Origin of the sequence: Hymenobacter sp. B81 (genome assembly GCF_044628455.1) — a bacterium.
GTDB lineage: Bacteria > Bacteroidota > Bacteroidia > Cytophagales > Hymenobacteraceae > Solirubrum.
Genome location: NZ_JBIYZW010000002.1, coordinates 994,888 through 1,008,549, shown reverse-complemented (window position 1 = coordinate 1,008,549; position 13,662 = coordinate 994,888). Strand labels below are relative to the sequence as shown.

Here is a 13,662-nt window from a genome sequence, read left to right as displayed (position 1 = left end):
CTTTTTCATGACCGGCCGGGCTGCGCAAGATACGCTATTTAAGGTGAGGCAGACGCTGCGCTGCCCCGGCGGCCGCGTGCTCGATCTGAGCACGCCGCAGGTGATGGGCATCCTGAACCTGACGCCCGATTCCTTCTTTGCCGGCAACCGCATGGCCGACGAGGCCGAGCTGCTTCGCCGCGCCGAGCAGATGCTGGCCGCCGGGGCCGCGGTGCTCGACGTGGGCGCCTACTCCTCGCGCCCCGGCGCCGACGACATTTCGGCTGAAGAGGAGCTGCGCCGCCTGCTGCCGGGCCTGCAAGCCCTGCGCCGCACCTTTCCCGAGGCCTTCCTGTCGGTCGATACCTTCCGCGCCCCGGTGGCCGAAGCCGCCGTGCAGGCCGGGGCCGATATGATCAACGACATCGGCGGCGGGCTGCTCGACGAGGCCATGCTCCCCACGGTGGCGCGCCTGCGGGTGCCCTACATTCTGATGCACATGCGCGGTACGCCGCAGACCATGACCCAGCACACGCACTACGAGGCCGACTTGCTGGAGGAGCTCACGCGCTACTTCCGCGACCGGCTCACGGCTCTGCGCGCCCTCTGGCCCGATGCCTGCGTGGTGCTCGACCCCGGCTTCGGCTTTGCCAAGACCCCGGCGCAGGGCTACGAGCTGCTGCGCCGCCTGCCCGAGCTGCTGAGCGTATTGGATTTACCGCTACTGGTAGGAATTTCCCGTAAAAGCCTTGTCTGGAAGCCCCTGGGTCTCACGCCCGAGGCGGCCCTGCCAGGCACCATCGTACTCAACACCCTGGCCGTGCTGGGCGGCGCCCACCTGCTGCGCGTGCACGACGTGGCCGAGGCCCGGCAAACCGTGCAACTGGTTCATCACATCCTTAGCTCCTGACCACCCGTGTTCGACCCCGTCTCCATCGGCTTCCTGCGCATCGGCTGGATCGACGTCGTCGACGTGGTGTTGGTTACGGCCCTGTTCTACCAGATTTACAAGCTGCTGACCGGCTCGGTAGCCCTGCGCATCTTCCTGGGCTTTTTGTCGGTGTACCTGGTGTATCTGGTGGTGAAGGCCGCGGGCATGGAGCTGCTCACCACCATTCTGGGACAGTTCATGAGCGTGGGCGTGCTGGCGGGCATCATCCTGTTTCAGCAGGAAATCCGCCGCTTCCTGCTCAACATCGGCAAAGCCACGGCCTTTGAGCGCATGCGCATGTTTTCGTGGCGGCGTGAGCCGGTACAGCAGCGCATGAGCATCACCCCCTTCGTGGAAGCGGCCAAAAGCCTGTCGGCCAAGAACACCGGCGCGCTCATCGCCTTCCAGCAGGCGTCCGACCTGAAGTTCTACGCCGAGTCGGGCGACCTGCTCGACGCTTCCGTGAGCAAGCGCCTGCTGCTGAGCATCTTCAACAAAACCTCGCCCCTGCACGACGGCGCCGTCATCATTGCCCAGGGGCGCATCAAGGCTGCCCGTTGCATTCTGCCGGTAAGCGAAAACCCCGACGTGCCGGCGGCGCTGGGCCTGCGCCACCGCGCCGCCATCGGCCTCTCCGAAGCCACCGACGCGGTCGTGTTGGTGGTCAGCGAGGAAACCGGGCAAATCTCCCTGGTGCAGGGCGGCGAAGTGTACCGCAACCTCTCGGGAGCCGACCTGCGCGCCCGCCTCAACGAGTTTTTGTTTGACCTGCACGCCAAGCCCGGGTTGGTGAAGGGCACGGCCGCAGAGGTAGCAGCGTAAGAGTTTTCGTTAGCCAGCCACTTCTAACCTGCGGATAGATCAGGTATCAGCAAACGCGGGCTCGGCAGCTCGCAAAAAATTTCTTGAGTGCAAATATTTTTAGTTTAAATCTATTTTTACTATGTTTATTCCGTTGGGCTGCCCCGCAGTTCACCGGACCGGCATCTGCTAGCCGATCCGCCTTATCCATTACCGCGCCCCACCGCTTACCCACGCCCCACACACCGGTCGTGGCTCTTTTACCGCCGCTTTAGGCTTCACCGTGTCTGTTTCCTGCTGCTTCTGCCCAAGCACCGGCAGCGGGGCTTTGTATGTACCCCGGCGCCTTGCGGCGCTGGCCGGCTACACCCTATTCTTTTCACTTTGCCTGCTTCGACTATGGCAATTCATTACCCCCGCCGCGTGGTACGCACCGGTGACCCTGACCCCGCCCTGGTACGCGCGCTGCAGCGCCGCCTCAACCAGGTAGCCTGCGGGCCGCTCAAAGAAGATGGGGTGTTTGGCCCCACCACCCGCACTGCCGTGTGCCTGTTTCAGGCCCGGCACACCGATGCCGAAGGCCAGAGCCTCAAGATTGACGGCGAAGTGGGCCCCCTGACCTGGGAAGCCCTGTTCGGTCCCGACTCAGTAACCGAGCAGGTACCGGGTAATTCCCTGCCCCCGCTGTTGCGCACGGTGCTGGAAATAGCCGACGACGAAGTAGGCGTCTTGGAACAACCTCTGTACTCCAATAGCGGACCCCGGGTCAACCAGTACATCAAGCGGGCCGGGCAGCAGCCCGGGGTATTCTGGTGCATGTGCTTTGTGTACTGGTGCTTCGACGAGGCCGCCCAGAGGCTGAATATGGCCAACCCCTGCGTGAAGACGGCCGGCGTGCTCGACCACTGGCAGCGGGCGGTGAAGCGGGGAGTGCGCTACATCACGGCCCAGCAGGCGCAGCAGGACCCCGAACTAGTGCGCCCTGGTCAGGTCTTCGTCATTGAAACCACGGGCGCGGGCGCCGAATTTCGAACCGGGCACACCGGGCTGGTCGAGCAGGTGTACGGCGGCAAGCTGGTAACGGTGGAGGGCAACACCAACGCCGGCGGCTCGCGCAATGGCATCGGGGTATTCCGCCGCTCGGCACGCAAGCTCAACAGCATCAACGTGGGCTTTATCGATTATAACCTGTAGGCTGGTATGGCAACCTTTGATTTCATTGCCGACATCCACTGCCACCCGGAGATGAAGCCCTTCGGCAAAAGCTACCCCCAGGGTTTTCGCCACGACCCCGATCCGCGCCAGCCCAACAACGTGTGGAAACGCGACCGGGTAGACTTCCTGGAAAGCCTGGGGCTGCTCTTTGGCCTGACCAAATTCCGGCAAAGCGACCTGAGCTCGGGCACGCTGGGCCGGGTGCGGCTACTGGTGGTGAGCCTTTACCCGCTGGAGCGCGGCTTTGTGACCGGGGCCAACGGCCGCCGCCACGGCCCCCGCATCGACGCGCTGGTAAACCTGGCTACCGGCGTAGGCCCGGCCTGCATCGACGCTACCCAGGCCACGCGCGACTACTTTCCTACGCTGGAGCAACAGTATGAATTCTGGCGGCAGCTCGATGGCCGGCCCGTACCGCGGGGGCCGCACGCCGGGCGGCACTACCGCCTGTGCCGCACCGCCCAGGACGTGGAGCAGGCGCTGAATGACCCGCAGGCTACGGCCGTGGTGTTCAGCATCGAGGGCGCCCACGCCTTCGGGCCGGGCGCTATCTTCCACGAAAAGCCCTTCGACCACGCCCTGTTGCTGGAACGCATCACCAAGGTGAAAAAGTGGCCGCACCGGCCGCTGTTCGTCACCCTCATGCACCACTTCTACAACGAGCTGGGCGGCCACGCCCCGAGCCTGGCCGGCATCGTGGCCTTGTCGACCAACCAGCGGCACGGGCGCGGCGAACCGCTCAACGACCTGGGCCGGGAAGTCGTCCGCCGCCTGCTCGACCCGGCTGATGGGCGCATCCTCATCGACATCAAGCACATGAGCCGCCAGTGCCGCGACGACTACTACCGGCTGCTCGACCAGGAATACGGCCCACACACGGTGCCTATCGTGGTGAGCCACGGGGCCGTATCGGGCTCTGCGCTGGTGGCCAACAACCCTTTCCTGAACGAGGAAATCAACTTCGACGACGACGATTTGATTCGGGTGGCGCGGTCCGGGGGCCTGTTCGGCATTCAGCTCGACCAGCGCCGCATTGCCTCGGCCGAAGTCATCCGAGCAAACAAAAACCAGCTCGACCGGGGCCGCTGGCGCTGGGCCGGCTTGGTGTGGGCCCAGCTACGGCACGTGGCCGAAGTGCTCGACCACGACGGGCTGCCGGCCTGGAACACCGCCTGCCTCGGCACCGACTTCGACGGCATCGTGAACCCCATCCGCCGCTTCCAGACCCACGACGACCTGCCCAGGCTGGCGGACTTCCTGCTCGAACACTTGGAAGCCTATTTCAACCAGCGCGGCGGGCCGCCGCTGCAGGTAGCCGCCAACCGCGAGCTACCGCCCCAGGAAATTCTGAACCGCTTTCTGGGCGGCAACGCGCTGGCCCTGATTCAGCAGCAACTGGTGGCTTGATGTCTATTCAAGGGCGCCCAATGATTAACGCTTCCATTTAGCTTCTGTTAGCTTACCCATTTCTCCCGATTTATAGCTGTGCCCAGAAAGCCCCGGCAACTACCAGAGTCCGGGGTTTTCTATTTGTGATAATGGCTACCTTGGCCCGGTACATTTACCCGCATCGTCGTGCTTCCATCGATGAAGACACTTCTAACTACCCTGGCCTTTATCAGCATTGTCTGTAGCTGCGCTTTCGGCCAGTCTCCCTGGGTAGTGCCGCCGGGAGCCCCCCTCTACACCAATGGCGTATGGCTCGTGCATGCGGAAATCACGGAGTTGCATTCGCCGCAGCCAGGTACGGTCTGGGGCTGCGCACAAGAAGCCGAGCAATTAGGAGTGGGTGCCAGGAGATTCTGGAAGCGCTTTTTCTGCACGACCGACGATGGTCAAACCTGGCAGGATGCCAACATCGTCAACCTGGCCAACGGCATCAGTAGTGTAAGTCCCTTAGGTGCCCGCACGGCCTGGGCTCTGCATACTCAGGGTGGGGTGCAATCCTTGCTGCACACCACCACTGGCATGAATGGCTTTGCCCCCCTATCCAGCACTTTACCGGTCGCTTTCAGCAAAATTCACTTTTTCTCTGCTACCAACGGCATAGCAATTGGAGAAAGTACCAGCAGTGCTACCTGGGCAATTTATCGGACCACTGATGGCGGGTTGACGTGGGCTGCCATACCCAACCCACCTACTCGCACGCCTTCAAATGACATTAAGCGCATCATCAGCCTAGCTCCCTCCCGGGCCACTACCGCATGGCTGCAATCGACAAACGGAACGCTGCTGCGCACTACTGACGCGGGCCTGACGTGGGCAACAACTCCCAGCGTGTCCAACAACGTCAGCTTTGAAGACGAGCTCAATGGGTTGTACAGCTACTTTTCAGGCAGTGCACCACGCGTACTACACATTATGCGCACCACCGATGGCGGCCTGACCTGGACGGACGTCCCCTTTACCGGAACCAGTGTCGCCTTTAGCACCATGACTGCTGTGCCAAACAGTCCGGGCACTTACCTGGGCTATAGCTACCGCTATCCGGGAGCGAACAATCTAGCCGCCGGAACCGTGTATGTCAGTCGCGACCGGGGAACCACCTGGCAAGTAACGGATGCCAACTTTACCAGTGGGCAAGCGTCTTTTCTGGTAGCATCTCCGGGGCAGCTATGGGTCGGGCTCAATGGCCTCACCCGCTGGCCTAACACCGACGACCCGATGATTGCGCGCTACGGCGGTCTTGCCTTGCCGAGTCGAAAGCCCCGGTCAGCTTCCTCTTTCACCGCCTACCCCAATCCGACTACCGGGGTGTTCCAGCTAGCCGGCACGCTAACGGCAGGCACAACTGCGCGCGTGTACGACGCGGCCGGCCGCTTGTGCCAGCAAAGCCTCGTTTCGCAAACGGCCCCGACGCTGGATCTTTCGGGCCTGCCCGTTGGGCTCTATCAGGTGCAACTTACCTCTGCTAACGGTGAGCTGCAGAACCTGCGCGTCAGCAAAGAATAAGTCCCGGCAGCACTTCCCAGGATTTCCAACGACAAGGCCCGCCGAATCTTTGGCGGGCCTTGTCGTTGGGAGAGGTCAGCGGCAGCTCACGGCGTGTTCGTCACCACCTGTCCGGCTTCGGGCTGCTGGGCCGAGGGGTCTTTGAGGGTGCCCAACTCGCGGCCGACTTCGATAAAAGCCTGAATGGCCTGGTCGAGGTGGGCGCGGGTGTGGGCGGCGCTGAGCTGCACGCGGATGCGTGCCTGGCCCTTGGGCACCACTGGGAAGTAGAAACCCACCACGTAGATGCCCTTTTCCAGCATCCTGGCAGCGAAGTCCTGGCTGAGCTTGGCGTCGTAGAGCATAACGGGCACGATGGGATGCTCGCCGGGCTTGATGTCGAAGCCGGCGGCGGTCATCTTTTCGCGGAAGTACTTAGTGTTTTCCTCCAGCCGGTCGCGCAGCTCGGTGCTTTCGGTGAGCAGCTCCAGTACCCGCAGCGAAGCGCCCACGATGGCCGGGGCCAGGGTGTTACTGAACAGGTAGGGGCGGCTGCGCTGGCGCAGCATGTCGATGATTTCCTTGCGGCCCGAGGTGAAGCCGCCCATGGCCCCACCCAAGGCCTTGCCCAGCGTGCCAGTGATGATGTCGACGCGGCCCAGCACGTTGCGGTACTCGTGGGTGCCGCGGCCGGTTTTGCCCAGGAAACCCATCGAGTGGCACTCGTCAATCATCACCAGGGCCTCGTACTTGTCGGCCAGGTCGCAGATTTTATCGAGCTGGGCGATGGTGCCGTCCATGGAGAACGAGCCGTCGGTGACGATGATGCGGTGGCGGGTGCCCTTCTGCACGGCGTCCTGGAGCTGCTTTTCCAGGTCCGCCATGTCGTTGTGGACGTAGCGGTAGCGCTGGGCCTTGCACAGGCGCACGCCGTCGATGATGCTGGCGTGGTTGAGCGCGTCGCTGATGATGGCGTCCTGCTCGTTGAACAGCGGCTCAAACACCCCACCGTTGGCGTCGAAGGCGGCGGCGTAGAGGATGGTGTCTTCGGTGCCCAGAAACTCGGCCAGCTTGCGCTCCAGCTCCTTGTGAATGTCCTGGGTGCCGCAGATAAAGCGCACCGACGACATGCCGTAGCCGTGGGTATCGATGGCGTGCTTGGCCGCTTTAATTACCTCGGGGTGCGACGAAAGGCCCAGGTAGTTGTTGGCGCAGAAGTTCAGCACTTCCCCGGCCTCGTCGGTTTCGATTTCGGCGCCCTGGGGCGAGGTAATGATGCGCTCCTTTTTGTAGAGGCCGGCTTCCTTGATTTCGGCCAGCTGCTGCTGGAGGTCGGGCTGGAGGGTGGTGTACATCGGGTTGGAATTCGTGGGGAATCGGTAGCGCGAAGGTACGCGCGCCCGCCGCGAAGGTGGCGGGCTGGTTCAAAGCTACGGCCTGCCGGCCAATGATGCGCGGGGCCACCGGGAGGCTCCAAATAACAGCTGGCCAGCCAGCAAACGTCATGTTTTTGGCCCGGTCTGGCTGGTACCTTGGTGCTGAAACCGGCGGCGGCGGCCCGCCCTAACCCTCAACCACAATGAAGCACTGGGTAAAAATAGTTGGCTCCGCAATCGGTGGGCTAGCCGGGGTAGCAGCCGTGGCCGCGGCAGTTGGCGCGGTGCGTTGGAACCGCCGCACCGCCCGCGCCGTGGCGCAGCTGAGCGCGCCGGCCCCCACGGCGGTTTTCTCTTTTGAGCAGCTGCCGCCGGATCTACCCGGGCCCGTGGCCCGCTACTTCCGCTTTGCCGTGCGCCCGGGGCAGCCGCTGCTGGGGCGGCTGCGCGTGCGCGAGCAGGGCGAGTTTCGCACCGCTCCCGACCAGCCCTGGGCGTCGTTTACGGCCGAGCACCACGTGCAAACCAGCCCGCCCGGCTTCGTGTGGGACGCTAGTATCTACCTGATGCCGGTGCTGCCCGTGCGCATCCGCGACTCGTACCTGGCGGGCCGGGGCACCATGCAGGGCGTGGTTGCCGGGCTGATTCCGGTGGTAAATGAAAGCGGCCGGCCCGACCTCAACGAGGGTTCCCTGCTCCGCTATCTGGCCGAGGCCGTGTGGTACCCCACCGCACTGCTGCCGGGCCGGGGCGTGGTCTGGACGCCCATCGACGAGCACGCGGCCCTGGCCACGCTCCGCGACGGCACCACTACCGTTTCCCTGCAATTTTACTTCAACGAGCGGGGCGAAGTGACGCGCGTCTACACTCCCAGCCGCTACCGCGACGTGGCCGGGCACGGCGTGCCGACACCTTGGGGCGGCAGTTTCCGCGACTACGCCCGCATCGGGGGGCTGATGCGGCCACAGGCGGGCGAAGTCAGCTGGTTTCTGCCCACGGGCGCGTTTGCCTACTGGCGCGCCCGGCTGCGCTTCGAGCCCTGAGCCGTAAAGCCGCACCGGAGCCCGGCGGCTACTGGTTGATGAGCGTATGCAGCACGTAGTCCAGGCTCGCCTCGGGCGCCACCTTAACATCGGGCGCTACACCTACCAGGTCCAGGCGCTTGCCATCGGCGGTGTAGTAGTCGGCGGTGGGAACGCGCAGCACAAACGGCACGGGCAGGTCGAACCGGTCGCCGCTGAGCATTGCGCCGGCGGTGTTCTCGCCCACTACCACCGCCCGCTTGTTGTGCTGGTAGCTGTACACCAGCGGCTCGCAGGCGCTGGCGGTGTTTTGGTCTACCAGCAGGTATACCTTGCCCTTAAATGCCTGCGGGTCGGGCGGGGCAATCAGCGAGAGGCCCGGGGCCCGGTGCATGGCTTCCTGAATGCCCGCGTAGCTGGCCTGGGAGAAGGGCTGCAGGCTCCGGTACTCGGCCGGCGTGGGCGGCAGCGGGGAATGCTCGAACCAGCGGCGCGTGACGATGGCGCCCAGGTACACCGTGTCCGGCGACAGGTAGCGCGCCAGGGGCATCACCGCCTCAATGGAGCCGCCCTGGTTGCGGCGCAGGTCGATGATCAGGTGCTGGTAGGGCCGGGCCTTGAGCAGGTTCACGATGCTGTCCATTTCCGTGTGGGTGCCGTCGAAGGAACGCACCTGCAGGTAGGCCGTTTGCGGCGACAGCGCCCGCAGCGCCACGTTGCCCGCGGGGACGGCCGTGGTGGCGGTGGAGGTGTTGCTACGCGTAGCCGGCGCTGCGGCCGTGCGCCGCGACGAGAGGTCGAAGTGGCTGAAGGGCAGGCGGGCCGCGCCCAGCGTGAACACGGTTTTGAGCTGGTAATCGTCTAGGATGGTGCGACCCTGGCGGCGGAGCTGCTGCTTGAACGCCAGCCACGGGGCCTGCTGCAACAGGTGGGGATTGTAGAACTTGCGCTCCGTAGTCTGAATGGCGGAGTCGATTACCGCCGCGTAGTTGCGCAGCGGCTGTTTCTGGCTCAGGCGGCGGCCCTGCAAGGCCGTGCTGGCTTTGCCCGCGGCGAAGATGCGGCCCCGAAAGGCCCCGCGGTGAATGGTAGCGCGGAACTGCCGCTGGCTGTACACCGACTGGTAGTGGCCCTCCAGCACCAGACTGTCGCCGCTGGTTCGGGTCTGCCCGGCTATGTAAATCAGGCTGCCGTGGATGGTTTTATTGGCCAGGTGGTCTTTGTTGGCCGCCGCCTCCCGGGCAAACGGCTTCAGGGCCCCAGGCTGCGAGTAGAGGCGGAACGCGCCGCTCTTGAGCTGCAGCGTCCACAGGTTCAGGTCGCCCGAGGCGGCGTTGACAACCTGCCAGTGAGACTCGGCCGGTACGGACTTGGCCAGGACCGGGGCGGTCGGGGCGGCCACCAAGGCCAGAAGGGAAAGAAGGGCTGCTGTTTTCATAGCGGGTAGCGCAGAAGTGGGAAACGGGAGTTGGAAGGCGGCTGCCGCGGGCCGGAAACCGCGGCGGCACAGACGACCAGATGCCGCCGCCCCCCGGCCCGTTGCCCCGCTCACATATACATGTGAGGGCCCGCCGGCCCGGCGCCTGGGGCTGCCGGCCGGCGCCCGGGGGCGTATACTTGCGCGCCGCCTCACCTTGTCGCCTGCTCCCATGCGCCTGTCCCACCCACTCTGCCTGCTTGCCCTGGCCCTGCTGCTGTTCCCGGCGGCCGCTTCGGCCCAAACCACGCCCGCCTTTACCCCGCAGGTGCGCGAGTTCATCCGCACCGATGCCCCGCTCATTGCCCTCACCGACGCCAAGGTTATCGACGGCACGGGGCGGCCGGCCCAGCTGCACCAGACGGTGCTGCTGCGCAACGGACGCATCGAGCAGGTGGGGCCGGTGAAGAAGGTGAAGGTGCCCAAAGACGCGCAGGTCATCAACTGCGCGGGCAAGACGCTGATTCCCGGCCTGGTGATGCTGCACGAGCACCTGTACTACACCATGCCCACGGGCGCGTACTTCAACATCGCCCAGATGCCCTACTCCTTCCCGCGGCTGTATTTGGCGGGCGGGGCCACCACCATCCGCACCGCCGGCAGCATCGAGCCGCAGACCGACCTGGCCATCAAGCGCATGATTGGCGAAGGCAAGCTCATCGGGCCCTACATCGACGTGACGGCGCCCTATATGGAGGAAGCGGCCCTCGACATTCCGGCCCTGAATACCATCAAGGGGCCCGAGGACGCGGCCCGCACGGCCCGGTTCTGGGCCGACAAAGGCTGCACCTCCTTCAAGATGTACATGCACGCCACCCGTGCCGACCTCGCGGCCGTGGTGCAGGAGGCGCACCGCCGCCAACTCAAGGTTACCGGCCACCTCTGCGCCGTCAGCTACCGCGAGGCCGCCGAGCTGGGCATCGACAATCTCGAGCACGGCTTCATGGCCAGCTCCGACTTCGCCGCCGGCAAGCAGCCCGACCGCTGCGACTACCCCGCCGCCCGCCGCGGCCTGCTGCAGCTGCCCGCTGGCGCGCCCGAAATGCAAAGCCTGATCAGCTTCCTCATCAGCAAAAAGGTGGCGCTGACCTCCACCCTGCCGGTGTTTGAGCCCTACACCGGGCGCGAAATCGTGCTGGGCGGCGGCCTGGAAGCCCTGATTCCGCAATTGCAGGAGCGCGAAACCAGGACCTGGGAGCAAAACCAGCGCAAGGATTCGGCCAGCACCGCCCTGTTCAAAAAGGAAATGGGCTGGGAAAAGCAGTTCCATGACGCGGGCGGCCTGCTGGTGGCCGGCACCGACCCCACGGGCGCGGGCCGCACCATTGCCGGCTACGCCAACCGCCGCCAGGTAGAGCTGCTGGTGGAAGCGGGTTTCACGCCCGTACAGGCCATCCGCATCAGCTCCCTGAACGGGGCCATCTACCTCGGGCGCGACAAGGAAATCGGCACCATCGAAGCCGGCAAGCAGGCCGACCTGGTACTCGTCGACGGCGACCCGGAAAAAGACATTCAGCAGCTGCGCCGCATGGAAATCGTGTTTAAGCGCGGCGTGGGCTTCGACTCGGCCAAGATCTTCGAGTCGGTGAAGGGCAAGGTGGGGCTGAACTGAACGGCGCTGGCAAGCAGGTTCAGCGGCTTTAGCGGCGGCCAGCCTCGCGCTGCAGAAACGCCCGGGCGCCGGCCTGCCCGCTCTCCACCAGCTGCTGCTTTTGCGCGGCGCTCATGCGCTTGATGCGCGGGTTGAAACCTGCCGTGTTGATGCTTACGGTGCGCTGCCAGTCCCGGGGCTGGGCCGGGTTCAGGTTTTCGATGGCCACGTTGTAGAGCGCGCCCACGTAGCTGCCGAAGCTGTGAATGTCGTAGGGCGCCAGCGCCTGCCGGCCGGTAGCGGCGGTGTCGAGGGCAATCTGCTCGGGGCGGTCGAGGCGCAGGCCCAGGGTTTCGGGGTTGAACACCCGGCCGCGGGCGTCGGGCGCGGGGCCGGCCGGCAGGTAGCGCGGGTAGTCGAACAGATCTACCGGGAAGTTGGCCAGCAGGCCGCCATCCACCAGCACCTGCACGCGCTGGTCGGGCGCGGGCTTATCCGTCAGCACCCGGCCCTGCTCGTCGAGCAGCACGGCGCGGAAGTACAGCGGAATGCTCATGGAAATACGCACCGCGTCGGCCACGCGCAGGTGGGGGTGGGTTTCGTGGCTGAACACCTCCACGCGCTGCCGGGTGAGGTTGGTGCCGGTGGTGTACAGGTCGCGGTAGCGGCCGGGCTGCTCGCGGGCCAGCTGGTGCAGCTCGCCCAGCGTGAGGTTGGGGCGGCCGGTCTGGCGGCCCACCAGCTCGCTCAGGTAGCGGCTGAACTGGTCGCCGCGGTACCAGCCGTACTGCTTGAGCAGGCGGTGGCTGCCGCCGAAAAAGATGAAGCGCCCGTCGTTGAGGCGCTGCACCGGTGTGCTGTTGATTACTTCCACTATTTCCCGGGGCGCGTAGCCCACCGCCAGCAGCGCCGCCTGGATGGCCCCGGCCGAGGTGCCGCCCACCCGCTCGATGCCGGCCAGCACTCCACGCGCTTCCAGCTCCTGCAGCGCGCCGCCGTAGGCAATGCCCCGAATGCCGCCGCCCTCCATCACCAGGTTGCGGTAAGTAGGCGCCGGGGCCTGCGCCGCCGCTCGGCCGGCCAGCAGGCCCCAAAGCAGGAGCAGGCTGCCCAGCCGCCCAAGCCGGCGCCCGCGGCGCGTGTCGAATCGTATCATCGCCGGCAAGATACCCGCCGGCGGGTTCGCGTTGCAACGGGCCGCCGCGCCGAAGTCGGTATCTTTGCCCCGGCCCGCGGGCTACTTTCCTCTCGCATTTCCCCACCTGCTTTCCCCCACTTTTTCAGCATGAGCACAACCGGCACGGGCGACACGATTCTGGTAATCGGCGCTGGCGGACAACTGGGCTTCGAGCTCACCCACGAACTGCGCCAGCTCTACGGCGCCTCCAACGTCATTGCGGCCGACGTGCGCCTGCCCAAGCACCCCGAGCTGGCCGAGGCCGGTCCCTTCGTGCAGCTCGACGTGCTCGACCGCGCCGGCCTGGGCCAGGTGATGCAGCAGTACCGCCCCAAGCAGATTTATCACCTGGCCGCCTTGCTCTCGGCCACGGCCGAAAAGAACCCCGAGTTCGGCTGGCAGCTGAACATGGACGGTTTGTTCAACGTGCTGGGCGCCGCCCTCGAGTACGACAAGCCCCGCGTGTACTGGCCCTCGTCGATTGCCGTGTTCGGGCCCAACACCCCGCGCGACAATACCCCGCAGTACACCGTGATGGACCCCGGCACGGTCTACGGCATCAGCAAGCAGGCCGGCGAGCTGTGGCTCGACTGGTACTACCGCAAGCACGGCCTCGACGTGCGCAGCCTGCGCTACCCCGGCCTGATCGGCTACAAGAGCCTGCCCGGCGGCGGCACCACCGACTACGCCGTCGACATCTACCACCACGCCGTGCAGGGCCTGCCCTACCAGTGCTTCCTGGCGCCGGACACCTACCTGCCCATGATGTACATGCCCGACGCGCTCAAGGCCACGCTGGATCTGATGCACGCTCCGGCCGAGCAGGTGAAAATCCGCACCAGCTACAACCTGGGCGCCATGAGCTTCTCGCCGGCCGAAATCACCCGCAGCATCCAGCGCCACCTGCCTGACTTCCAGGTGAGCTATCAGCCCGACTCGCGCCAGCAGATTGCCAACTCCTGGCCCAAGAGCATCGACGACTCGCGCGCCCGCCAGGACTGGGGCTGGCAGCCCCAGTTCGACCTTGACCGCATGACCGACGACATGCTGCAGCACCTGAAAGCCGAGCCGCAGTACCTGGCCCCGCTGACGGCAGCCACGGCCAAATAGCGTTACTTAAGCATAACGTCCGAGTGGTGCCCCGGCTTAGAGCCGGGGCACC

At 65.3% G+C, this 13,662-nt stretch carries 11 protein-coding genes; 8 read left to right on the top strand and 3 right to left on the bottom strand.

Going from position 1 to position 13,662, the window contains the following annotated elements:
- Positions 1-43: 43 nt before the first annotated feature.
- The 5 genes from folP (at position 44) to ACE191_RS15415 (ending at position 5,878) form a co-directional block, all read left to right on the top strand.
- A complete protein-coding gene (folP, locus tag ACE191_RS15435) occupies positions 44-889 on the top strand; it encodes a dihydropteroate synthase (protein ID WP_400193134.1) in 846 nt (281 codons plus the stop codon).
- Positions 890-895: 6 nt separating this feature from the next.
- The gene (cdaA, locus tag ACE191_RS15430) at positions 896-1,732 is read left to right on the top strand and encodes a diadenylate cyclase CdaA (protein WP_400193133.1); all 837 of its coding nucleotides are present in this window, start codon (positions 896-898) and stop codon (positions 1,730-1,732) included.
- A gap of 378 nt (positions 1,733-2,110) precedes the next feature.
- Positions 2,111-2,905, top strand: a complete 795-nt coding sequence (locus ACE191_RS15425; RefSeq protein ID WP_400193132.1) for a peptidoglycan-binding protein — start codon at positions 2,111-2,113, stop codon at positions 2,903-2,905.
- A gap of 6 nt (positions 2,906-2,911) precedes the next feature.
- On the top strand, positions 2,912-4,333 hold the full coding sequence (locus ACE191_RS15420) for a membrane dipeptidase (RefSeq protein WP_400193131.1): 1,422 nt from the start codon (positions 2,912-2,914) through the stop codon (positions 4,331-4,333).
- Between the two features lie 180 nt (positions 4,334-4,513).
- Positions 4,514-5,878 carry a T9SS type A sorting domain-containing protein gene (locus tag ACE191_RS15415; RefSeq protein WP_400193130.1) on the top strand — a complete coding sequence of 455 codons (1,365 nt, stop codon included), beginning with the start codon at positions 4,514-4,516 and terminating at the stop codon, positions 5,876-5,878.
- 86 nt (positions 5,879-5,964) lie between these two features.
- Here ACE191_RS15415 and kbl read toward each other — a convergent pair whose 3' ends face one another.
- Positions 5,965-7,212 (bottom strand): glycine C-acetyltransferase, encoded by a 1,248-nt coding sequence (kbl, locus tag ACE191_RS15410; RefSeq protein WP_400193129.1) that lies wholly within the window; start codon positions 7,210-7,212, stop codon positions 5,965-5,967.
- A 224-nt stretch (positions 7,213-7,436) separates the two neighbouring features.
- On the opposite strand from kbl, the gene ACE191_RS15405 reads away from it, so the two are divergent.
- Entirely contained in the window at positions 7,437-8,276 is an 840-nt protein-coding gene (locus ACE191_RS15405) for a DUF6920 family protein (RefSeq protein ID WP_400193128.1), read from the top strand.
- 28 nt (positions 8,277-8,304) lie between these two features.
- Here the strand turns inward: ACE191_RS15405 and ACE191_RS15400 are convergent, their stop codons facing one another.
- Positions 8,305-9,693: a S41 family peptidase gene (locus tag ACE191_RS15400; protein WP_400193127.1), complete on the bottom strand. Its 1,389-nt coding sequence runs from the start codon at positions 9,691-9,693 to the stop codon at positions 8,305-8,307.
- A gap of 211 nt (positions 9,694-9,904) precedes the next feature.
- Here ACE191_RS15400 and ACE191_RS15395 point away from each other — a divergent pair, with 211 nt between their 5' ends.
- A complete protein-coding gene (locus tag ACE191_RS15395; protein WP_400193126.1) occupies positions 9,905-11,344 on the top strand; it encodes an amidohydrolase family protein in 1,440 nt (479 codons plus the stop codon).
- Positions 11,345-11,372: 28 nt separating this feature from the next.
- Here ACE191_RS15395 and ACE191_RS15390 read toward each other — a convergent pair whose 3' ends face one another.
- A complete protein-coding gene (locus ACE191_RS15390) occupies positions 11,373-12,479 on the bottom strand; it encodes a patatin-like phospholipase family protein (RefSeq protein WP_400193125.1) in 1,107 nt (368 codons plus the stop codon).
- A gap of 129 nt (positions 12,480-12,608) precedes the next feature.
- Between ACE191_RS15390 and ACE191_RS15385 the strand changes: the two genes are divergently transcribed.
- The gene (locus tag ACE191_RS15385) at positions 12,609-13,610 is read left to right on the top strand and encodes an NAD-dependent epimerase/dehydratase family protein (protein WP_400193124.1); all 1,002 of its coding nucleotides are present in this window, start codon (positions 12,609-12,611) and stop codon (positions 13,608-13,610) included.
- Positions 13,611-13,662 lie beyond the last annotated feature (52 nt).

Excerpts from the sequence above, each read along its gene's own strand:
- ACE191_RS15395 (WP_400193126.1), top strand. The coding sequence starts at position 9,905 with ATGCGCCTGTCCCACCCACTCTGCCTGCTTGCCCTGGCCCTGCTGCTG.
- ACE191_RS15405 (WP_400193128.1), top strand. The coding sequence starts at position 7,437 with ATGAAGCACTGGGTAAAAATAGTTGGCTCCGCAATCGGTGGGCTAGCC.
- ACE191_RS15415 (WP_400193130.1), top strand. The coding sequence starts at position 4,514 with ATGAAGACACTTCTAACTACCCTGGCCTTTATCAGCATTGTCTGTAGC.
- ACE191_RS15400 (WP_400193127.1), bottom strand. The coding sequence starts at position 9,693 with ATGAAAACAGCAGCCCTTCTTTCCCTTCTGGCCTTGGTGGCCGCCCCG.
- ACE191_RS15420 (WP_400193131.1), top strand. The coding sequence starts at position 2,912 with ATGGCAACCTTTGATTTCATTGCCGACATCCACTGCCACCCGGAGATG.
- kbl (WP_400193129.1), bottom strand. The coding sequence starts at position 7,212 with ATGTACACCACCCTCCAGCCCGACCTCCAGCAGCAGCTGGCCGAAATC.
- ACE191_RS15385 (WP_400193124.1), top strand. The coding sequence starts at position 12,609 with ATGAGCACAACCGGCACGGGCGACACGATTCTGGTAATCGGCGCTGGC.
- ACE191_RS15390 (WP_400193125.1), bottom strand. The coding sequence starts at position 12,479 with ATGATACGATTCGACACGCGCCGCGGGCGCCGGCTTGGGCGGCTGGGC.
- ACE191_RS15425 (WP_400193132.1), top strand. The coding sequence starts at position 2,111 with ATGGCAATTCATTACCCCCGCCGCGTGGTACGCACCGGTGACCCTGAC.